Here is a 21,057-nt window from a genome sequence, read left to right as displayed (position 1 = left end):
AGTCTCTCGTACGTACGCTTGCGCCATGGAAACGGGGACTGCCGCCCAGGACGGCGCGGCGCGCGAGCCGGTGTGGACCGGGCTGCCGCCGGGGCTGCTGAAGATGCGACGGATGCTGCTGGTGGTGTGGCTGGGGGTGCTGACCGTCGCCCTCGGGGTGCCGCTTGCCCTGTTCGCCGGCCTGGGGTGGGCGGCGTTCGCGCTGCTGCCGCTCGGCCTCATGGCGTGGGGCTGGGTGGTGCTGGGCCGCAACTGGCGCTCCTGGCGCTACGCCGAGCGCGCCGACGACCTGCTGATAAGCAAGGGCGTGCTGTGGCACCACGAGACGATCGTGCCGTACGGGCGGATGCAGCTCGTGGAGGTGACCTCGGGGCCCGTGGAGCGGCACTTCGGGATCGCGAGCGTGCAGCTGCACACGGCCGCCGCGGCGACCGACGCGACCATCCCGGGGCTCGACCCGGCCGAGGCCGAACGGCTGCGCGACCGGCTCACCGAGCTCGGCGAGGCCCGATCGGCGGGGCTGTGACGACGCCGGGCGCCGACAAGGACGTACCCGGGGCCGCGGAGGTCGTACGGGAACAAGTGCCCGTGGTGGAGCGGCGGTTGCATCCGGTGACGCCGTTGCGCCGGGCGTGGGCGCCGGTCGCCGTCATCATCGGGTGGGCGGTGCACGACCCCACCCAGGCGCAGGAACAGCTGACGCGGCTGACCACCGTCACCCTGCTGATCGCGCTGGCCGTGATCGTGCCGGCCGCCGGTCTGTACGGCTTCCTGACCTGGTGGTTCACCCACTTCGCGGTGACCGACACCGAACTGCGCATCCGTACCGGCCTGTTGTTCCGGCGCACCGCGCACATCCGGCTGGAACGCATCCAGGCGGTCGACGTGACACAGCCGCTCCTCGCGCGCGTGGCGGGCGTCGCCAAGCTGAAGCTGGACGTCGTAGGCACCGACAAGAAGGACGAACTGGCCTTCCTGGGCGAGGGCGAGGCCCGTACGCTGCGGGCCGAACTCCTCGCGCGGGCGGCCGGGTTCGCGCCCGAGACCGCCCACGAGGTCGGCGAGGCGCCCTCGCAGCAGCTGCTGCACGTGCCGGCCGGGGTCCTCGCGGTGTCCCTGGTGCTGACCGGCGCCACCTGGGGGTCGCTGGCCGCCGCACTCGTCGTGCCGCCGCTGCTGTGGCTCGCCACCCACAGCGTGTGGACGGTCCTCGCGACCGCGCTGCCGCTGCTGGGCGCGGCGGGCGCGAGCAGTGTGGGGCGGTTCGTCGGCGAGTACGACTGGACGGTCGGCGAGTCCCCGGACGGGCTGCGCATCGATCACGGGCTGCTGGACCGCACCCACGAGACGGTGCCGCCGGGGCGGGTGCAGACCGTACGGATCGTGGAGCCGCTGCTGTGGCGGCGGCGCGGCTGGGTGCGGGTCGAACTGGACGTGGCCGGTTCGTCCAACTCCGTGCTGGTGCCGGTCGCTCCGCGCGAGATCGCCGAGTCGGTCGTCGCGCGCGTGCTGCCCGGTGTGACGGTGCCGCCGCGCTCGGCGCTGTCCCGGCCGCCGCGCAGGGCGGCCCGGTGCGTGCCGCTGTGGTGGCGTGGTTACGGCCTCGCGGTCACCGACACGGTGTTCGTGGCCCGGCACGGGCTGCTGCGCCGCAGCACGGCGCTGGTGCCGCACGCGAAGGTGCAGAGCGTACGGCTCACGCAAGGTCCCTGGGAGCGGCTCTGGGGGCTTGCCGAGGTGCACGTGGACACCGGGGCCAACGAGACCGTGACAGCCCGTCTGCGGGACGCGGACGAGGCCGCGGAGCTGCTCCGCGGCCAGGCCGAGCGCTCCCGGACGGGCCGCAGGGACGCCCGCCCGGACCGCTGGATGGCCTGAGGACGGCTCGAGAACCCGTCAGCGGCGGTCAGGAAGCCGCGCTGCGCAGTCCGGGAAGGTTGATCTGCTCGGTCTCGTCGTGTGCCGTCAGGTCGATGACCTGGACCGCGCCGACGCCCCGGGACCGCTCGTCGGCCGGCTTGAACTGCGCCTCGGCATCCGCCTTGTGCACCGCCAGGGCCTCCTGGCCCACGACGTCCGCGAGGTCCTCGTTCTGGACGGCGTCCATCTCGGCGGACGCCGCACCCTTATGCATGCCGAAGAAGTCGAACCCGCCCTCGACCATCGGCCGCCGCACGGGGGCCGCCGGTACGACCGCCACCGCGGTCGGCACCGTGAAGTGCCCCGACGGGTGCGCGGGTTGGTCGGACTTCGCGGCCGGGGGGACGGCGGCCGAGTGCTCATGCCCGTCGACCGCCTCGGGCTTCCCCTCCGCCTCGTTCTCCTGCGCGGCCTCCGACTCGGCCGCGGGGCCGCCGGTGGCCTCCACCGGGGCGGGTTCGGCCGGCGCGGAGTCGTCGTCCTTCGGCGCGGGCGCCGCGGACTCGGCGTCGTCGTCGAGCCGTACCAGTGCGGCCTGGGCCCGCAGGAACAGCTTGGACCCCTCCGGGGAGAACACCGGTGAAGCCGCCGGCTTCTTCTCCGCGACGGCCTCGGTCCCGGACTCCTCGTCGGCGTCCTCGGTCCCGTCCTCGGCGTCCGTCGCGGACTCGACCGGGGCAGCCACAGCCCCGGTGCCGTCCGACTCGGTGTCGTCGTCGGCGTCGTCCTGGAGCTCCACGAGATCCAGGTCCACGTCCGCCGGGGCCTCGTCGTCGCCGTCCGCCGCAACCGGTGGCAACGCGCGCGCGTTGGGTTCCGCGGCCTCTATCTCCAGCAGGCGGCGGCCCTCCAGGGCGCTGGCGCGCTCGGTCTCCGCCGTGGCGTACCGGCGCAGCAGCGCCGCGTGTTCGTTGCGCAGGCCCGCGAGCTCGGTGCGCTTGGCGCGCAGCTTGTGCTCCAGCTTGACGCGCAGTTCGCGCGACTCGTCGAGGTCGGACTCGAGTTCGGCGAGCCGCTCCTCGTAGCGCCACTCGTCGCTCGTACGCGCGCGTACCAGGTCGGCGACCTGTTTGCCCGCCTGAGTGTCCCAGCGGCGCATGACTGCCGCCCCGACGAGCGCGGTCGCGGCGGCGACCGCGGCGACTATGCGCAGCGCGGCGGCCTGCGAGAAGACCCACGGCCCGAAGGCGCAGACGAGCGACACGCCTGCGATCGCCGAGGGAGGCAACAGCCGGTGCAACGGCGGGGAATGGCGGTGACGTCCACGTGGCATGGCCAGAAACTTACCGCGCGTAGGCGAATCATGGTGCCCCGCCCGGTAAAAACACAGCCACCCCTCATCCCTCACCTGGCTTCAGCAGCCGCTTTCAGCCGTTGCCGAGCCGTCCGCTCACCCACTCCAGGGTCGCCGGGATCTCCCGCCGCCAGGTGTTGAAGTTGTGGCCGCCACTGTCCAGGATGATCGACGCGATTCGGGTGGAGTCGTTGGCCCTCACCCTGTCGATGAATTTCAGGGTGTCCTTGTAGTTGTGCTCCCCGGCCTTGCTGCTGGTGACGAGCAGTGAGGTGTCGGGCGCGGGCCGGTGCTTGAGGTACCACCACAGGTTCGCCTCGTTCCGCAGCCTCTCGTCGCCCTGGAAGAGGTCACCCGTGGTGGGGTCGGTCGGCGCCTTGTAGTACGGCGACAGGCCGGCGCCCGCCGCGTACACCCCGGGGTGGTGCATCGCGAGCTTCAGGGCGCAGTAACCGCCCGTGGAATCACCGACGATGCCCCAGCTCCCGGGCTTTTTGTCCACCCTGTAGTGGGCCGTCACGGCGTCCGGGAGGTCCTTGGCGAAGAAGGACTCGGTGTGCGGTCCGCCCGGGACGTCCACGCACTCCGTGTCGCGCGGCGGCGCCACCGTGGGACGCAGCATCACCAGGATCATCGGCCGCATCCTGCCGTCCTTGGCCAGCTGCAGTGCCGTGCGCGGGTAGTTGAGCTTGTCGACGAGCGCCTGGGCGGTGCCCGGGTACCCCGTGAGGACGACCGTCGCCGGGAACGTGCGGGTGCGGTACCGCGGCTGGAAGTACTCCGGTGGCAGGTAGACGTAGGCGGGGGTGGCGATGTGGGTCGTACGGCCCACTATGTCGACCCGCTGCACCTGGCCCACGCTGCTCGGCAGGGAGGCGCCGCCCGGGGCGTCCACCCGCCGGGTGCCGACCACGTGGAGCGGGCCGCCCGCGCCCCGGAGCGCCGTGTGGTCGACGACCACTCCCTGGTCGGTCTCCCTGCCGAACAGGTCGGACCAGCTGGCGTAGAACCCGAAGGCCTGGTTGGCGCCGAGGCCCACCGAGGCGAAGAGCACCAACTGCGTCGCCAGGAGCAGGCCCACGCGTCCGCTGACGGCCCGCCAGTTCCGCCGGGCCAGCCGCGGCCACAGCCACACCGTGCCGACGAACAGCAGCACGGCGCACACGAACGCCAGTGCCAACACCTTGTTGCTCGTGAGTCCCATCAGCTGTCCCCGCCTGCGCTTTCCGCCCGACGACACACAACCTTCGCGTGCCTTTGCCCCGGGCTTTCCACTGCCTTTGAACCGGCTTTCCGGTGAGGAAGGAACCTCCTTCCCCTAGACACCGTCCTAGAGGGCGCAATGTCGCCGGATGCCCGAATCGGGCCCGGGTCCAAGGTCTCTCGCAGAACTACGGGATGCGATGTCTGTCAGGATAGATGGGGAAATGTCGGGTGGGGTTCCGAGCCGGTCAGGCCGGGTCCGGCGCATAGTCCGAGGTCCGCGCCCCGAGGTCGTTCCCACGCTCGTCGCCAGGGCCTGCGCCCTCGTCGGCCTGCTGGACATCGCCGCAGGGGTGTTCCCGCGCTTCCGGCACAGCCGTATGCACACCATGGCGGAGGTGCTGCCGGGCGCGCTCGGCCCCTTCGCCGCGGCGCTCTCGCTCAGCGCCGGTGTACTGCTGCTGCTCCTCGCGCACGGGCTCAGGCGGCGCAAGCGCCGGGCCTGGCGGGCCGCGGTGGCGCTGCTGCCGGCGGGCGCGGTGGCACAGTTCGCGTACCGGCACTCGGTCATAGGAGTCGTCATCTCGGCCGCGCTGCTCGCACCGCTGCTGCTGCACCGCGACGAGTTCCGCGCACTGCCCGACCCGCGCAGCCGTTGGCGCGCGCTCGCCAACTTCGTGCTCATGGGCGCCGGTTCCCTCGTCCTGGGACTGGTCATCGTCAGCGTCCACTCCAAGCGCATGGTCGGCGACCCGAGCCTGGCCGACCGGATCAGCCACGTCCTGTACGGCCTGTTCGGCTTCGAGGGACCGGTCGACTACGAGGGCAGCACCTCCTGGACGGTCGCCTTCTCACTGGGCGCCCTGGGGCTGCTCACCGCCGTGACGACGATCTACCTCGCCTTCCGGCCCGAACACCCGGCCGCCCGCCTCACCCCGGAGGACGAGACGCAGCTGCGCGCCCTCCTGGAGAAGCACGGCCGCCGCGACTCGCTCGGCCACTTCGCGCTGCGCCGCGACAAGGCCGTCGTCTTCTCGCCCAGCGGCAAGGCGGCGGTGACGTACCGCGTCGTCTCCGGGGTGATGCTCGCCAGCGGTGACCCCATCGGCGACGTGGAGGCCTGGCCGGGCGCCATCGAGCGGTTCATGGACGAGGCGAAGGCCCACTCCTGGACGCCGGCCGTCATGGGCTGCTCCGAGACGGGCGGCGAGGTGTGGACCCGCGAGACCGGACTCGACGCCCTCGAACTCGGCGACGAGGCGGTGGTCGACGTGGCGGATTTCTCGCTCGCCGGGCGCGCGATGCGCAACGTACGCCAAATGGTGAAGCGCATCGAGCGGGCCGGCTACGAAACCCGGGTACGGCGTGTACGTGACGTCAGCGAAGGCGAACTGGAGCGGATCCGGCTCGCCGCGGAGGCCTGGCGGGGCACCGACACCGAGCGCGGCTTCTCCATGGCGCTCGGCCGCATCGGCGACCCCTCCGACGGCGACTGCTTCGTCGCCACCGCCCACAAGGCCGACGAACAGCCGGGCGAGTTCGGCGACCTCAAGGCGATCCTGCACTTCGTGCCCTGGGGCACCGACGGCATGTCCCTGGACCTGATGCGCCGCGACCGCGCGGCCGACCCGGGGATGAACGAACTGCTGATCGTCGCCTCCCTCCAGGCAGCGCCCAAGCTCGACATCACGCGCGTGTCACTCAACTTCGCGATGTTCCGCGCGGCCCTCGCCCGCGGCGAGAAGATCGGGGCGGGCCCGGTGCTCCGCGCCTGGCGCGGACTGCTCGTCTTCCTGTCCCGCTGGTTCCAGATCGAGTCCCTGTACAAGTTCAACGCCAAGTTCCAGCCCCGCTGGGAGCCGCGCTTCGTCGTCTACCGCGCCTCCGGCGACCTCCCCCGCATCGGCTTCGCCGCGATGCAGGCCGAGGGCTTCGTCAACCTCGCCCTCCCCCTGCCCCGCTTCCTCCGCCGCCGCACGGCCATGGCTCCGGCCTGCGCCCACGGCCTCGCCGAACGGGATGTGCGAGCCGCTTGACCGACCGGGCCGGTCCGGGCGAGCACCCCGCCTCCGGGCGGGGCGCGACAGCCCGGACCGGCCCCTTTGCATTCAGCCCGTTCGGCCCGCGGGACCGTCGCCCCTCCCCCAAGGCCTACGCTGAACGTATGAGCAAGCAGAGCGGGCGCGGGCGCGTCGCGGGCCTTCCGGAATGGGACCGCTGCGCGGTCATGGGGGTCGTGAACGTCACCCCTGATTCCTTCTCCGACGGCGGCCGCTTCTTCGACACCACGGCCGCCGTCAAGCGCGGCCTCGGCCTGGTCACCGAGGGCGCCGACCTCGTGGACGTCGGCGGCGAGTCCACCCGCCCCGGCGCCACCCGCGTCGACGAGGCGGAAGAACTCAAACGCGTCGTCCCCGTAGTGCGCGGCCTCGCCTCCGAGGGCGTCACCGTCTCCGTCGACACCATGCGCGCCTCCGTCGCCGAACAGGCCCTCACCGCCGGCGCCGTCCTCGTCAACGACGTCAGCGGCGGCCTCGCCGACCCCGCGATGATCCCGGTCGTCGCCGCCTCGGGCGCACCCTTCGTCGTCATGCACTGGCGCGGCTTCCTGGAGGGCGGCAACGTCAGGGGCGTCTACGACGACGTCGTCACCGAAGTCGTCGACGAGCTGCACGCACGCGTGGAGGCCGTTCTCGCCGGAGGCGTCGCCCCCGACCGCATCGTCGTCGACCCGGGCCTCGGCTTCTCCAAGGACGCCGAACACGACCTCGTCCTCCTCGCCCACCTCGACCGGCTGCTCGGCCTCGGCCACCCCCTCCTGGTCGCCGCCTCCCGCAAGCGGTTCCTCGGCCATGTCCTCGCCGGCCCCGAGGGAGCGCCCCCACCCGCGCGCGAGCGCGACGCCGCCACCGCCGCGGTCTCCGCGCTCGCGGCGCACGCGGGCGCGTGGGCGGTGCGCGTCCACGAGGTGCACGCCACCTCGGACGCCGTACGCGTCGCACGCGCCATCGAGGGAGCGCGCGCCACCGGTGCCCGCTCGGCCTCGCACACCAGCTCCGAGGGAGCCCGGTGAGCGCCCCCCACACCGACGTCGAGCAGGTCGAACTCGCCAACACCGCGTTCTACGAGACCCTGGAGCGCGGCGACTTCGACGAGCTGTCCGCGCTCTGGCTGACCCCGGCCGACCTGGGCGTCGACGAGGAGTACCACGACCCCGCGGACACCGGCGTGATCTCCTGCGTGCACCCGGGCTGGCCAGTGCTCACCGGACGCGGCGAGGTCCTCCGGTCGTACGCCCTGATCATGGCGAACACCGACTACATCCAGTTCTTCCTGACCGACGTGCACGTCTCGGTGACCGGAGACACCGCCCTCGTCACCTGCACGGAGAACATCCTCAGCGGCGGCCCGGCCCCCGACGACAGCGACGAACTCGGCCCGCTCGTCGGCCAGCTCGTCGTCGCCACGAACGTGTTCCGGCGCACCCCCGAGGGCTGGAAACTCTGGTCGCACCACGCGTCCCCGGTCCTGGCCGAAAACGACGAGGACGAGAGCGACGAGTCACCCTCCTGAGCGGGTAGGCGGCTCCAGAGGCGTCAGCCGGAACCCATCAGGACCAAGAAGTGGTTGGAATCACGAACCGGCGGGTAGGGGCGGCTACCGACCCATGAGCCGCCGGGTTCCCCGGGGGAAACGGTCGGCGAAACCTGCGGGCCCGGACGGCACCCACGCCCTCACGGCCCGGCACTGTCAGTGCCCGCAGGTAGATTCGTTCGAGGCCGGTGCACCGCCCGCACCCGGTACGAACCGGCCACCACCGACGATTGCAGGAGTGATTCGCGTGGATCGTGTCGCGCTGAGCGGCCTCAAGGCCCGCGGGTACCACGGCGTGTTCCCGAAGGAGCGCGCGGAGGGCCAGACCTTCGTCGTGGACCTCGTCCTGGGCCTGGACACCCGGCCGGCCGCCGCCGACGACGACCTGACGAAGACCGTGCACTACGGCATCGTGGCGGAGGAGGTCGTGGCCGTCGTCCAGGGCGAGCCCGTCAACCTCATCGAGACCCTCGCCGAGCGCATCGCGCAGACCTGCCTGAAGCACGAAGGGGTCGAGGAGGTCGAGGTCCGCGTCCACAAGCCGGACGCCCCGATCACCGTCCCCTTCGACGACGTGACCGTCACCATCACCCGGAGCCGAGTATGACCTTCTCGTTCACCGAGGGGCACAGCGACCCGACCGTCCAGCCGGTACCCGCCTCCGTGGTACGACAGGTGGACGCCGCCGACACCACCCTCAGCAACCCGAAGCGCGCCGTCATCTCCATCGGCGCCAACCTCGGCAACCGCCTGGAGACCCTCCAGGGCGCCATCGACGCCCTGGAGGACACCCCCGGCATCCGCATCAAAGCCGTGTCCCCGGTCTACGAGACCGAGCCCTGGGGCGTCGAGCCCGGCAGCCAGCCCTCGTACTTCAACGCGGTCGTCGTCCTCAAGACCACCCTGCCCCCGTCCTCCCTGCTGGAGCGGGCGCACGCGGTCGAGGAGGCCTTCCACCGGGTCCGCGAGGAGCGCTGGGGCGCGCGCACGCTCGACGTCGACATCGTCGCGTACGCCGACGTGGTCTCCGACGACCCCGTGCTGACGCTCCCCCACCCGCGCGCCCACGAACGGGCCTTCGTGCTCGTCCCCTGGCACGATGTGGACCCCGAGGCGCAGTTGCCCGGCCGCGGTCCGGTCGCCGCCCTCCTGGACGACATCACCCGTGACGGTGTCGCGCCCCGCAAGGACCTGGAACTCCGGCTGCCCGAGTAGTCGTTAAGGTCGAGACGACCACAACGCCCGGACAGGGCACGGGGAGCTGAAGGGACACCGTGAGAGAGCTGCGGATCAGGGTGCTGGCCGGCGTGTTCGTCGTCGCCGGAGTGCTGTCCTGGGCGGGTGCGCGACTGTGGAGCGCGGTGGGGACCCTGCCCAGCGTCCCGCTGGCCGCGCCCATCGTCCTCGCCGTGATCGCCGTCGTCCTGCTGGCCACGGCGCTCTCCCTGCGCGCCCGCCTCAAGGCGCAGCGCGAGCGCCGCCCCGGCGCCAAGGGCGTCGACCCCCTGATGGCCGCCCGCGCGGTCGTCTTCGGCCAGGCCAGCGCCCTGGTCGCCGCCCTCGTCGCCGGCATGTACGGCGGCACGGGCGCCTACCTCCTGGAGTCCCTGGACATCCCGGCCCGCCGCGACCAGGCCATCTACGCCGGCTTCTCGGTCCTCGCGGGCATCGCGGTGATAGCGGCGGCGATCTTCCTGGAGCGCGTCTGCAAGCTCCCGGAGGACAACGACAACAACGCGGCGGGGGCTACGCCGGTCACCTGAGCGCCCCAAAGGGGCGCGGGGAACTGCGCGACCAGCCACAAGAAGCCGCACCCGACCGACGCCCCCTCAGCGCGCCATGATGAGACTCATCGCCTCATTACGGGTCGCCGAGTCCCGCAACTGCCCCCGCACAGCCGACGTGATGGTCTTCGCCCCCGGCTTCCGCACCCCCCGCATCGACATGCACATGTGCTCGCACTCGACGACGACGATGACGCCCCGGGGCTCCAGGATCTTCATCAGGGAGTCGGCGATCTGCGTGGTGAGTCGTTCCTGCACCTGCGGCCGACGGGCATAGACGTCCACCAGCCGCGCCAGCTTCGACAGCCCCGTGATCTTGCCGTCGCTGGACGGGATGTACCCCACATGGGCGACCCCGACGAACGGCACCAGATGGTGTTCACAGCTGCTCAGGACCTCGATGTCCTTCACGAGCACCATCTCGTCGTGCCCCAGGTCGAACGTCGTCGTCAGCACGTCCTCGGGCTTCTGCCACAACCCCGCGAATATCTCCTTGTACGCCCGCGCAACCCGCCCCGGCGTCTCCCGCAGCCCCTCCCGGTCCGGGTCCTCGCCGACCGCGATCAGCAGTTCTCGTACGGCGTTCTCGGCGCGCTTCTCGTCGAAGACGCCGATCGCTCCGTCGCCGTCGAGCGTCACGGGGTCGGTCATGTCGTGCCTCGTTCCTGTGCGGGTCACGCGTGTGCGGGACACACGCCTCAGCTGCGGGCAAAACGAAAATGCCGCGTCCCCCAGGCTAAGACCAGGGGGACGCGGCATCCATTTCGGGCCGTGTGAGGCTCGCGTCAGTTCTCGGGGCGCTCCTCCGGGGCCTTCTCCAGCGTGGGAGAGGACTCGGCGGTCGCACCGGCCGTGATCGCGGGACCCGCGCCGTTCGATCCGTTCGTCAGTGACAGCTCCTTGGGGGAGAGCACGGGCGGGCGGGTGGACGGCGTGCGGCGGGAGGAGCCGGTCCACGAGGGGCGGGCCGGGCGCTTCACGATGGGAGCGAAGACCTCGGCGATCTGCTCCTTGTTCAGCGTCTCCTTCTCCAGCAGCTGGAGCACGAGCGCGTCGAGCACGTCACGGTTCTCGACCAGGATTTCCCAGGCCTCGTTGTGCGCGTTCTCGATGAGCTTCTTGACCTCTTCGTCGACGAGCGCGGCGACCTCTTCCGAGTAGTCGCGCGGGTGCGACATCTCACGGCCCAGGAAGGGCTCGGTGTTGTCGCCGCCGAACTTGATCGCGCCGAGGCGCTCGGTCATGCCGTACTGCGTGACCATCGCGCGGGCCGTGGCGGTGGCCTTCTCGATGTCGTTCGCGGCACCCGTGGTCGGGTCGTGGAAGACCAGTTCCTCGGCCGCGCGGCCGCCCAGCATGTAAGCCAGCTGGTCGAGCATCTCGTTGCGCGTGGTCGAGTACTTGTCCTCTTCGGGCAGGACCATCGTGTAGCCCAGAGCACGCCCTCGGGAGAGGATCGTGATCTTGTGGACCGGGTCGGAGTTGGGGGAAGCCGCCGCGACCAGGGCGTGTCCGCCCTCGTGGTACGCGGTGATCTTCTTCTCCTTGTCCGACATGATCCGGGTCCGCTTCTGCGGGCCCGCGACCACACGGTCGATCGCCTCGTCCAGCATGGAGTTGTCGATCAGCTTGCGGTTGCCCCGGGCCGTGAGCAGGGCGGCCTCGTTGAGGACGTTGCTCAGGTCCGCGCCGGTGAAGCCCGGCGTACGACGGGCGACCGCGGAGAGGTCGACGTCCGGTGCGACCGGCTTGCCCTTCTGGTGGACCTTGAGGATCTCCAGACGGCCCTGCATGTCCGGGCGGTCGACCGCGATCTGGCGGTCGAAGCGGCCGGGGCGCAGGAGGGCCGGGTCGAGGATGTCGGGACGGTTCGTCGCGGCGATGAGGATCACGCCGCCCTTGACGTCGAAGCCGTCCATCTCCACGAGCAGCTGGTTCAGCGTCTGCTCGCGCTCGTCGTGACCGCCGCCGAGGCCGGCGCCGCGGTGGCGGCCGACCGCGTCGATCTCGTCGACGAAGACGATCGCCGGAGCGTTCGCCTTGGCCTGCTCGAACAGGTCACGGACTCGGGAGGCACCGACACCGACGAACATCTCGACGAAGTCGGAACCGGAGATCGAGTAGAAGGGCACCCCGGCCTCGCCGGCGACGGCGCGGGCCAGCAGGGTCTTGCCGGTGCCGGGGGGGCCGTACAGGAGTACGCCCTTGGGGATCTTGGCGCCGACGGCCTGGAACTTCGCCGGCTCCTGGAGGAACTCCTTGATCTCGTGCAGTTCCTCGACGGCCTCGTCTGAGCCCGCGACATCCGCGAACGTCGTCTTCGGGGTGTCCTTGGTGATGAGCTTGGCCTTGGACTTCCCGAAGTTCATGACTCGGGAGCCGCCGCCCTGCATCTGGTTCATCAGGAACAGGAAGACGACCACGATGAGGACGAAGGGGAGCAGGGACAGCAGGATCCCGACGAAAGCGTTCTGCTTCGTCGGCGAGACCGTGTAGCCGTCCGGAATCTGCTTGTCCTGGTACTTGGTCTGCAGCGTGGCCGCGAGGTCCACGCCCTGGTCGCCGATGTAGCTCGCCTGGATCTTGGAGCTGCCCTCGACCTTGGAGCCGCTCTTGAGCGTGACCTTGATGGTCTGCTCGTCACCGGTGGTGATCTTGGCCGACTCGACCTTGTTGTCGTTGATCGCCTGGACGACCTGGCCGGTGTCCACCGTCTTGTAGCCGCCGGACGAGCCGACGACCTGCATCAACACGACCACGGCAAGGACGGCCAGCACGATCCACATGACCGGCCCACGGAAGTATCGCTTCACGTCCATCCATACGGAGCGAATTCGCTCCGTCCCTCCTGCCATAGTGAGTTTGATAAAGACAGTTCTTCTGACCGTACCCCAGCAATGTTGCCCGAAGTCGCACGGGACGGCTGGGAGACGTGTCTGCATGCTCCAACGGCGCGAAACCCGCTGGGGTTCCCGATCGTCTTACAGGGCTTGGGCCGAGTGGCCCTAGCCGCCGTAGACGTGCGGCGCGAGCGTACCGACGAACGGGAGGTTGCGGTACTTCTCGGCGTAGTCGAGGCCGTATCCGACGACGAACTCGTTCGGGATGTCGAAGCCCACCCACTCCACGTCGATGGCGACCTTGGCCGCCTCCGGCTTGCGCAGGAGGGTGCAGATCTTCAGCGACTCGGGCTCGCGGGAGCCCAGGTTGGAGATCAGCCAGGACAGCGTCAGACCGGAGTCGATGATGTCCTCGACGATGAGCACGTGCTTGCCCTTGATGTCGGTGTCGAGGTCCTTGAGGATCCGCACGACACCGGAGGACTGGGTGCCCGCGCCGTACGACGACACGGCCATCCAGTCCATGGTGACGGGGGTGGACAGTGCCCGGGCGAGGTCCGCCATGACCATCACCGCGCCCTTGAGGACGCCGACGAGCAGCAGGTCCTTGCCCGCGTACTCCGCGTCGATCTTCGCGGCGAGCTCCACGAGCTTCGCGTCGATCTCTTCCTTGGTGATGAGCACCGACTGGAGGTCGTCACCCATGTCTTTCGCGTCCACCCGCATCACTTTCGGTCGTCCAACCGGCTACTACCTGGCCCCACCCCCGGAGGTCCGGAGGGGGTGTCGATTCAGCCTTGCCGAATCACCAGTCTGCCACCCTGGCGCTGGGCGACGACCTTGCCCGGGAGATTGATGGCTCCCTGGCCGCGCCAGCCGGTGATCAGGCGGTCGACTTCCTCGATGTGCCGGGCAAACAGGGAACCGGCCGGAGCGCCCGCCTGGATGGCGGCACGGCGCAGGACGCGGCGGCGCACGGCGGGCGGCAGGGCGTAGAGCTTGGCGCACTCCAGGAGGCCGGTGGCGTCCCGTACGGAGGCCTCGGCCTGGCTGGCCCAGGTGTCGAGGGCGTCGGCGTCGTCCCGGGAGAGCTGCGCCGTACGGGCGAGCGCCTCTACGACGCCTTTGCCGAGGGCCTTCTCCAGGGCGGGCAGGCCTTCGTGGCGCAGCCGGGAGCGGGTGTAGGCGGGGTCGGCGTTGTGCGGGTCGTCCCAGACGGGCAGCGACTGGACCATGCAGGCCTTGCGGGCGGTCTGCCGGTCGAGCTGGAGGAAGGGGCGGCGGTAACGGCCGTCGGCCCCCGAGACCGCGGCCATTCCGGACAGCGAGCGGATGCCGGAGCCGCGGGCGAGGCCCAGCAGGACGGTTTCCGCCTGGTCGTCGCGGGTGTGTCCGAGCAGGACGGCGGCGGCGCCGTGGCGGGCGGCACACGCGTCGAGGGCGGCGTAGCGGGCGTCCCGGGCGGCTGCCTCGGGGCCGCCCTCGCGGCCCACGGTCACGGCGGTGGCCTCGACGGGGTCCAGGCCCAGTTCGCGCAGGCGCAGGACGACCTCGTCGGCGCGCAGGTCGGAGCCTGCCTGAAGGCCGTGGTCGACGGTGATGCCGCCGGCCCGGATGCCGAGTTTGGGTGCTTCGAAGGCGAGGGCAGAGGCGAGCGCCATGGAGTCGGCGCCGCCGGAGCACGCCACGAGCACGAGCGGCGAGGGCGGGCGCTCGTGCGGGGTGTGCCGGGAGGCGCCTACGGTCTGCAGGGCCTCGTGGTCGGTGAGGATGTCGTGGAGGACGCGGCGGACCGCCAGGCGTATCGCCGCGACCGCAGGATGGGGACCCATGTCCGGTTCCCTTCATGAAGTTTTCGGGGGGTTGGCCCGAGATCCGGTCACTCAGAGTGTGTAGATGGTGACAGAACCGGGGCGTTACCCGAGCATCGCACGCCCACCCATCGCTCACGGTCCCTCGGACGGGTGATTGCGGGGGCGTTCGCCTGCCGTAGGCCGAATCCGTTTCACCACATCCGCGACCGGTTCACGACTCGGCCTTGCGGTGCACCCGCGCGATCCAGTCCGCCGGTTTGGCGATCTCCGTCTTCGTCGGCAACGTGTTCGGGGAGGTCCACACACGGTTGAAGCCGTCCATGCCCACCTGTTCGACGACCGCGCGTACGAATCGCTCGCCGTCCCGGTACTGCCTCAGCTTGGCGTCCAGGCCCAGCAGCTTGCGCAGCGCCGAGTCCAGCCGGGAGGCGCCCTTGGCGCGCCGCTGCTGGAACTTCTCGCGGATCTCCGCGACGCTCGGCACCACCTCCGGGCCGACACCGTCCATCACGAAGTCGGCGTGCCCCTCCAGGAGAGACATCACGGCGGTGAGCCGGCCGAGGATCTCCCGCTGCGCGGGCGTCTGCACGATCTCCACCAGGGACCGGCCCTCGTCGTCCTCCTCACCCTCGGGCCGGCCGCCGGCCAGCGACTGGGCGGCCTCCCGGATGCGCTCCAGGACGGTCATGGGGTCGACCTCGGTCTCCCCCAGGAACGACTGGATTTCGCCCTCCAGGTGGTCCCGCAGCCAGGGCACGGCCGTGAACTGCGTGCGGTGCGTCTCCTCGTGCAGGCACACCCACAGGCGGAAGTCGTGGGGCTGTACGTCGAGTTCGCGCTCCACGTGCACGATGTTCGGCGCGACCAGCAGCAGCCGCCCGCCCTTCGCCCCCGCCGGCAGTTCGCGCGACGCCGGGGCGAACGTCTCGTACTGGCCGAGCACACGCGAGGACAGGAACGACAGCAGCATGCCCAGCTCGACGCCGGTCACCTTGCCGCCGACCGCGCCGAAGACCGCACCGCCCGGGGTGTTGCCGCGCCGCTCCTGCATCTTGTCGAGCAGCGGCTTGAGGATCTCCCGGAACCCGGCGACGTTCGCCCGCACCCAGCCGGGGCGGTCGACGACCAGGATCGGGGTGTCGTGGATGTCGTCCGTGCCCATCCGGGTGAATCCCCGGACGTGTTGCTCCGAGGCCTTCGCATGCCGGCGCAGTTCCGCGACGACGGCCCGGGCCTCGTCACGGCTCACCTCGGGGCCCGGGCGTACAAGTCGGGTCGCGGTCGCCACCGCGAGATTCCAGTCGACCATCTCGGCACCACCGATGCTCGTCATGCGTCAACCGTACGTGAGCGCTGCCGCTGGGGGCAGGCCGCGAGGTCGGTCAGGTGAGCGTCTGTTGGAACGGCACCCGGTGTTGATGGCTGTGCCCACCTATGAACAGCCGCAGGCCGCCAACGCCGTCGCCGTGTGGTCCAGGGCCGCCTGGGCCTCCAGTGCGTTCGTCGTGTTCGACGTCAGGAAGGCGAAGGCCAGGAGTTGGCCGTCCTTGTCGACGACCGTGCCCGCGAGCGTGTTGACGCCCGTGAGGGTGCCGGTCTTGGCGCGTACGACGCCTGCCGCGCCCGTGGCGTCCGTGTAGCGGGTCGTCAGGGTGCCGGTGAAGGCGGCGATGGGGAGGCCGGTGAGGACCGGGCGGAGTTCGGGGTGGGCCGGGGCGCCGGCCTTGACGAGGAGGGCGGTCAGGAGGTCGGCGGTGAGCCGGTCGTCGCGGTTCAGGCCGCTGCCGTCGTTGAACACCGCGCCCTTGACCGGGAGTTGGAGCTTCTTCAGCTGGGCGGCGATCGCGGCGGCGCCCCCGCCGAAGTCGGCGCGCCTGCCGGTCGCGACGGCGGTCTGGCGGGCCAGGGCCTCCGCGATGTCGTTGTCGCTGTTGGTCAGCATCCGCTCGACGATGTCGGACAGCGGGGGCGAGGAGACCGTGGCGAGGGTGTCGGCGCGGCCGGTCGCCTTCGAGGGACCCGGGGACGTCGTCTTGATGCCGTACTCCTCCAGGAAGCCCGCGAACTTCCTGGCCGCGTCCGCCGCCGGGTCCGTCACGCGCTTCACCGGACCGCTGGAGGAGTCGTCCATACGGCCCTCGTCGGCGGACAGGGCACTGACCGGAGCAAGGTTGTCGTTGACCCCGATCGGGTGGAGTTCGGAACCGGCGTACAGGGTCGTGTCGTACGACAGCGTCACCTCGCGCACGCCGCGCTTCTTCAGGGCCGCGGCCGTGTCGTCGGCCAGGGTGCGCAGGCTCGCCCAGCCCTCGGCGTCCTTGTGGGCGGTCAGGGTGGGGTCGCCGCCGCCGACCAGGACGAGTTCCCTGGTGTCGGGCTCCAGGGCGGTACGGGTGGTGAAGCGGTGGTCGGCGCCCATCGCGGAGAGCGCGGCCACGGCGGTGGCGATCTTCGTGGTCGAGGCCGGGGTCAGCGCGTCGTCGGCGCCCACTCCGTAGAGGCGCTTTCCGGTGGACACGTCGACCACGGCGGCCGTGTGGCGGGTGCCGAGCGCCGCGTTGTCCAGGAGGGGGTTCAGGACGTCCGCGAGGGCCGTTCCGGTCGGCGCGGACTTCACCGTGTTCGCGGAACCGCCGAGGGCGACCAGGACGGATGCGGCGCTCGGCGCGGGCCGGGGTGCCTTGGCGGACGTATCGGAATTACGGCCGTGATCTACGCCACCTGAACGTTCCTGTGCGACTGCGTGGTCCCGCTCGGCCGTACGCTGACCGGAAGAGTCCCAGGGACCGGCGGCGGTCACCACGACGGCGGCCAGCGCCATCCCTGCGGTGGTGGCGACGGCGGTGAACCGCCAGGTTCTGTCGGGCCGCGGCAACTTCGCGACCTGCGGTGACAGGGTCCGGACAAGCCGGACGACCCGCGGTGACACGGCGTCAGTGAGCCGCGTCACCCGGGGTTTCACAGCTTGCGTGATCCGCGTGACCCGGGGCTTCACGGCCTGGTTGATCCGTGCGGCCTGGGGTTTCACGGCTTGGGTGAGCCGCGTGACCTGCGGTTTCACGGATTGCGCGGCCCGCTCGAGACGGGGCCGGACGGCTCGCGCGATCCGCGCCACATGCGGTCTCGCGGCCCGCCAAGGCCTCAGCTCCGGCACGACCACCAGCCCCTTTCGCGATCACACACCTGCGTGAGGGACACTTAACCACCAGAACTATGTGCTGATCATGGAGGAGCCACCGGTGGAGTTCGACGTCACGATCGAGATCCCGAAGGGTTCGCGGAACAAGTACGAGGTGGACCACGAGACCGGTCGGATCCGCCTGGACCGTCGACTCTTCACCTCGACCAGTTACCCGGCCGACTACGGCTTCGTCGAGAACACTCTCGGCGAGGACGGCGACCCGCTGGACGCGCTGGTCATCCTGGAGGAGCCGACCTTCCCCGGCTGCCTCATCAAGTGCCGCGCGATCGGCATGTTCCGGATGACCGACGAGGCCGGCGGCGACGACAAGCTGCTGTGCGTCCCGGCGTCCGACCCTCGTGTGGAGCACCTGCGTGACATCCACCACGTGTCGGAGTTCGACCGCCTGGAGATCCAGCACTTCTTCGAGGTCTACAAGGACCTGGAGCCCGGCAAGTCGGTCGAGGGTGCCAACTGGGTGGGCCGTACGGACGCCGAGGCGGAGATCGAGCGCTCGTACAAGCGACTGAAGGAGCAGGGCGGCCACTGAGCCCCCTGTCCGCAAACGGGCCGCACGCGTGCGCGTGCGGCCCGTTTGCATGTCTGTGCGCATACTGAGGATCACCCGGAGGCGTCGTACAGGGAGTGCTACGGAGTGACGGAAGCGGAGGACCGCAAACCGCAGTCGGACGAGGTCAGGAGCGCGTTCACAGCTCCCTCGGGCGTCTCGGCCATTGACGGCGAGTCGTCCACGACGTCCGAGTTCGCCGTTCCGCGCGGGCTCGACGTGGCCGCGCCGGCCGCGGACGAGTCCGAGGGGTCGGCGTTCAGTCGGCCCAGCACCTACCGCGCCAGAGAGGCACCTCCCGCCTTCACCCCGCCCACCGGCATTCCCCTCGTCAGCCTCACCAAGGACGTGCCCTGGCAGGACCGGATGCGCACGATGCTGCGCATGCCGGTGACCGAGCGGCCCGCGCCGGAGCCGGTGCAGAAGCCGGACGACAGCGGCCCCGCCGTCCCGCGCGTGCTCGATCTGACGCTCCGCATCGGCGAGTTGCTGCTCGCGGGCGGGGAGGGCGCGGAGGACGTCGAGGCGGCGATGTTCGCGGTCTGCCGCTCCTACGGCCTCGATCGCTGCGAGCCGACGGTCACCTTCACACTCCTGTCGATCTCCTATCAGCCCTCCCTGGTGGACGATCCGGTGACCGCGTCGCGGACGGTACGGCGCCGGGGCACCGACTACACCCGGCTCGCGGCCGTGTTCCGACTGGTCCAGGACCTCAGCGACCCGGAAACCGCGCTCTCCTTGGAGGACGCCTACCGGCGGCTCGCGGAGATGCGGCGCAACCGGCACCCGTACCCCGGCTGGGTCCTGACCTCCGCGAGCGGGCTGCTCGCGGGCGCCGCCTCCGTGCTCGTCGGCGGCGACATCGTCGTGTTCTTCGCCGCCGCGCTCGGCGCGATGCTCGGCGACCGGCTGGCGTGGCTGTGCGCGGGACGCGGGCTGCCGGAGTTCTACCAGTTCACGGTCGCCGCGATGCCGCCCGCCGCGATAGGGGTAGCCCTCACGGTCGCCGACGTCGATGTGAAGGCCTCCGCGGTCATCACCGGCGGTCTCTTCGCGCTGCTGCCCGGGCGGGCGCTGGTGGCGGGCGTACAGGACGGCCTGACCGGCTTCTACATCACCGCGGCGGCCCGGCTCCTGGAGGTCATGTACTTCTTCGTCGGCATCGTGGCCGGCGTGCTGACCGTCCTGTACTTCGGCGTGAAGTTCGACGCCCAGCTCAACCCGGACGTGGCCCTGGGCAACTCCGAACGCCCCCTGTGGCAGATCGGCGCGTCCGTCCTGCTGTCCCTGACCTTCGCCGTCCTGCTCCAGCAGGAACGATTCACCGTGCTGCCCGTGTCCCTCAACGGAGGTGTCGCCTGGTCGGTCTACGGCGCGATGCACTACGTCGCCGGGATCTCGCCGGTTGCCTCTACGGCCGTTGCGGCGGGCCTGGTCGGGCTGTTCGGGCAGCTGCTGTCCCGGTACCGGTTCGCGTCGGCGCTGCCGTACACGACCGCGGCGATCGGGCCCCTGCTGCCAGGTTCGGCCACGTATTTCGGGTTGTTGGCGATCGCTCAGAACGAGGTCGACAAGGGGCTGGTGTCGTTGGCCACGGCGGCGTCGCTGGCCATGGCCATCGCGATCGGGGTGAATCTCGGGTCGGAGATCTCACGGTTGTTCTTGCGGGTTCCGGGGGCTTCGGCCGGGGCGCGGCGGGCGGCCAAGCGGACTCGGGGGTTCTGAGCGCCCAGTAGCTCGGGGGGCCTTGTACGTGGGCGGGTGCGGGTTCGTTGTGGCTGGTCGCGCAGTTCCCCGCGCCCCTTGGGGCGCGCTGTCGCTAGCCCTGTGGATAGCCCTGGTTGTTGTACGGCGGGTACTGCTCGTACTGGTCGTACTGCTGGTTGCCGTAGGGCTGCTGCTGGTACGGCTGTTGTTGCTGAGGCTGCGCGTAGTACTGGTCGTAACCGTTGTCCTGGTCGTAACCGTTGTTCTGCTCGTAGCCGTTGTTCTGCTGCTGGGGCTGCTGCTGAGGTGTGTCCACTCGGCGGAGCTGGGTCGTCGAGTCGTCCATGATGACCGGGAACGGCTGGGTCGCGGCCGGATCTGCGGGCTGCTCCTCGTGCCCCTGCGGGGCCTTCCTGGCCTTGGAGCGGGCGCGCAGGAACTCGATGACGATCGGGATCACGGAGACGAAGACGATCAGGATGAGGATCGCTTCGATGTTCTTGTGGACGAAGTCGATGTTGCCGAGCCAGGAGCCGAGCAGGGTCACGCCCGCGCCCCACAGCACGCCGCCGATGATGTTGAACGTGAGGAACGAGCGGTACTTCATGCCGCTGACGCCGGCGATGATCGGCGTGAACGTGCGCACGATGGGCACGAAGCGGGCCAGGACCAGGGACTTGGGGCCGTACTTCTCGAAGAACTCGTGCGCCTTGACCACGTTCTCCTGCTTGAACAAGCGTGAGTCCGGGCGGCTGAAGAGCGAGGGGCCGACCTTCTTGCCGAAGACGTAGCCCGCCTGGTCGCCGAGGATCGCAGCGACGCAGATCAGCGCGACGGCCGCCCACAGCGGGAAGTCCAGCGTGCCCGCAGTGATCAGCAGACCGCAGGTGAACAGCAGGGAGTCACCCGGCAGGAAGAACCCGATGAGCAGGCCGGACTCCGCGAAGACCACGAGCAGGAGGCCCCAGATCCCGAACCGGTCGAGCATGGTGTTCGGGTCGAGCCAGCTCGGGCCGAGGGCGAGCGTCATCACGGTTCCGGGCTCCTGAGGGGTGGAGGGAGGTGCCAGCGTCCAGGTACAGCCGCACAAAGCTATCAACGCGATGTGTCCGCCCCAGGTTCCACCGGTGTCTCCAGGATGCACTGTGGGCC

At 70.5% G+C, this 21,057-nt stretch carries 19 protein-coding genes; 10 read left to right on the top strand and 9 right to left on the bottom strand.

Annotation, left to right across the window (positions count from 1 at the left end; genetic code table 11):
• Nucleotides 1–25: 25 nt before the first annotated feature.
• On the top strand, nucleotides 26–526 hold the full coding sequence (locus tag AB0I51_RS35660) for a PH domain-containing protein (protein WP_362982457.1): 501 nt from the start codon (nucleotides 26–28) through the stop codon (nucleotides 524–526).
• Nucleotides 523–1,878 carry a PH domain-containing protein gene (locus AB0I51_RS35655; protein WP_362982455.1) on the top strand — a complete coding sequence of 452 codons (1,356 nt, stop codon included), beginning with the start codon at nucleotides 523–525 and terminating at the stop codon, nucleotides 1,876–1,878. Before AB0I51_RS35660 ends, AB0I51_RS35655 begins: the two co-directional genes overlap by 4 nt.
• Before the next feature lie 28 nt (nucleotides 1,879–1,906).
• Here AB0I51_RS35655 and AB0I51_RS35650 read toward each other — a convergent pair whose 3' ends face one another.
• Together AB0I51_RS35650 and AB0I51_RS35645 are read right to left on the bottom strand one after the other, a co-directional pair.
• Nucleotides 1,907–3,193 carry a hypothetical protein gene (locus AB0I51_RS35650; protein ID WP_362982453.1) on the bottom strand — a complete coding sequence of 429 codons (1,287 nt, stop codon included), beginning with the start codon at nucleotides 3,191–3,193 and terminating at the stop codon, nucleotides 1,907–1,909.
• A gap of 94 nt (nucleotides 3,194–3,287) precedes the next feature.
• Nucleotides 3,288–4,418, bottom strand: a complete 1,131-nt coding sequence (locus AB0I51_RS35645; protein ID WP_362982451.1) for an alpha/beta hydrolase-fold protein — start codon at nucleotides 4,416–4,418, stop codon at nucleotides 3,288–3,290.
• Between the two features lie 223 nt (nucleotides 4,419–4,641).
• On the opposite strand from AB0I51_RS35645, the gene AB0I51_RS35640 reads away from it, so the two are divergent.
• The 6 genes from AB0I51_RS35640 to AB0I51_RS35615 all read left to right on the top strand — a co-directional run bounded on the left by AB0I51_RS35640 (nucleotide 4,642) and on the right by AB0I51_RS35615 (nucleotide 9,774).
• A complete protein-coding gene (locus tag AB0I51_RS35640; protein ID WP_362982449.1) occupies nucleotides 4,642–6,453 on the top strand; it encodes a phosphatidylglycerol lysyltransferase domain-containing protein in 1,812 nt (603 codons plus the stop codon).
• A 128-nt stretch (nucleotides 6,454–6,581) separates the two neighbouring features.
• Nucleotides 6,582–7,490: a dihydropteroate synthase gene (gene folP / locus AB0I51_RS35635; RefSeq protein ID WP_362982447.1), complete on the top strand. Its 909-nt coding sequence runs from the start codon at nucleotides 6,582–6,584 to the stop codon at nucleotides 7,488–7,490.
• Nucleotides 7,487–7,990, top strand: coding sequence for a nuclear transport factor 2 family protein (locus tag AB0I51_RS35630; RefSeq protein WP_362982445.1), 504 nt, complete (start codon nucleotides 7,487–7,489; stop codon nucleotides 7,988–7,990). The genes folP and AB0I51_RS35630 overlap by 4 nt, the downstream gene beginning before the upstream one ends.
• 268 nt (nucleotides 7,991–8,258) lie before the next feature.
• The gene (gene folB, locus AB0I51_RS35625; protein ID WP_362982444.1) at nucleotides 8,259–8,618 is read left to right on the top strand and encodes a dihydroneopterin aldolase; all 360 of its coding nucleotides are present in this window, start codon (nucleotides 8,259–8,261) and stop codon (nucleotides 8,616–8,618) included.
• Nucleotides 8,615–9,226 carry a 2-amino-4-hydroxy-6-hydroxymethyldihydropteridine diphosphokinase gene (gene folK / locus AB0I51_RS35620; RefSeq protein WP_362982442.1) on the top strand — a complete coding sequence of 204 codons (612 nt, stop codon included), beginning with the start codon at nucleotides 8,615–8,617 and terminating at the stop codon, nucleotides 9,224–9,226. The genes folB and folK overlap by 4 nt, the downstream gene beginning before the upstream one ends.
• Before the next feature lie 59 nt (nucleotides 9,227–9,285).
• Complete coding sequence (locus AB0I51_RS35615; RefSeq protein ID WP_362982440.1) at nucleotides 9,286–9,774, top strand: DUF3180 domain-containing protein; 489 nt, start codon at nucleotides 9,286–9,288, stop codon at nucleotides 9,772–9,774.
• A 66-nt stretch (nucleotides 9,775–9,840) separates the two neighbouring features.
• Here AB0I51_RS35615 and folE read toward each other — a convergent pair whose 3' ends face one another.
• From folE to dacB, 6 genes are all read right to left on the bottom strand, one after another.
• Nucleotides 9,841–10,446 (bottom strand): GTP cyclohydrolase I FolE, encoded by a 606-nt coding sequence (folE, locus tag AB0I51_RS35610; RefSeq protein WP_019070218.1) that lies wholly within the window; start codon nucleotides 10,444–10,446, stop codon nucleotides 9,841–9,843.
• 134 nt (nucleotides 10,447–10,580) lie between these two features.
• Nucleotides 10,581–12,614 carry an ATP-dependent zinc metalloprotease FtsH gene (gene ftsH / locus AB0I51_RS35605; RefSeq protein ID WP_359613968.1) on the bottom strand — a complete coding sequence of 678 codons (2,034 nt, stop codon included), beginning with the start codon at nucleotides 12,612–12,614 and terminating at the stop codon, nucleotides 10,581–10,583.
• 186 nt (nucleotides 12,615–12,800) lie between these two features.
• Nucleotides 12,801–13,361, bottom strand: coding sequence for a hypoxanthine phosphoribosyltransferase (hpt, locus tag AB0I51_RS35600; protein WP_093627540.1), 561 nt, complete (start codon nucleotides 13,359–13,361; stop codon nucleotides 12,801–12,803).
• Nucleotides 13,362–13,426: 65 nt separating this feature from the next.
• A complete protein-coding gene (gene tilS / locus AB0I51_RS35595) occupies nucleotides 13,427–14,467 on the bottom strand; it encodes a tRNA lysidine(34) synthetase TilS (protein ID WP_019070221.1) in 1,041 nt (346 codons plus the stop codon).
• 193 nt (nucleotides 14,468–14,660) lie between these two features.
• Complete coding sequence (locus AB0I51_RS35590; protein ID WP_362982436.1) at nucleotides 14,661–15,782, bottom strand: zinc-dependent metalloprotease; 1,122 nt, start codon at nucleotides 15,780–15,782, stop codon at nucleotides 14,661–14,663.
• A gap of 99 nt (nucleotides 15,783–15,881) precedes the next feature.
• Nucleotides 15,882–17,609, bottom strand: a complete 1,728-nt coding sequence (gene dacB, locus AB0I51_RS35585; protein ID WP_362982434.1) for a D-alanyl-D-alanine carboxypeptidase/D-alanyl-D-alanine-endopeptidase — start codon at nucleotides 17,607–17,609, stop codon at nucleotides 15,882–15,884.
• A 79-nt stretch (nucleotides 17,610–17,688) separates the two neighbouring features.
• On the opposite strand from dacB, the gene AB0I51_RS35580 reads away from it, so the two are divergent.
• Nucleotides 17,689–18,180 carry an inorganic diphosphatase gene (locus tag AB0I51_RS35580; protein WP_019070224.1) on the top strand — a complete coding sequence of 164 codons (492 nt, stop codon included), beginning with the start codon at nucleotides 17,689–17,691 and terminating at the stop codon, nucleotides 18,178–18,180.
• Between the two features lie 105 nt (nucleotides 18,181–18,285).
• A complete protein-coding gene (locus AB0I51_RS35575) occupies nucleotides 18,286–19,923 on the top strand; it encodes a threonine/serine exporter family protein (RefSeq protein ID WP_362982432.1) in 1,638 nt (545 codons plus the stop codon).
• A gap of 94 nt (nucleotides 19,924–20,017) precedes the next feature.
• Here AB0I51_RS35575 and AB0I51_RS35570 read toward each other — a convergent pair whose 3' ends face one another.
• A complete protein-coding gene (locus AB0I51_RS35570; protein ID WP_362982545.1) occupies nucleotides 20,018–20,935 on the bottom strand; it encodes a VTT domain-containing protein in 918 nt (305 codons plus the stop codon).
• Nucleotides 20,936–21,057: the final 122 nt, after the last annotated feature.

The sequence above is a fragment of the Streptomyces sp. NPDC050549 genome (genome assembly GCF_040655035.1).
Lineage (GTDB): Bacteria > Actinomycetota > Actinomycetes > Streptomycetales > Streptomycetaceae > Streptomyces.
This window is presented reverse-complemented; position numbering and strand designations above follow the sequence as displayed.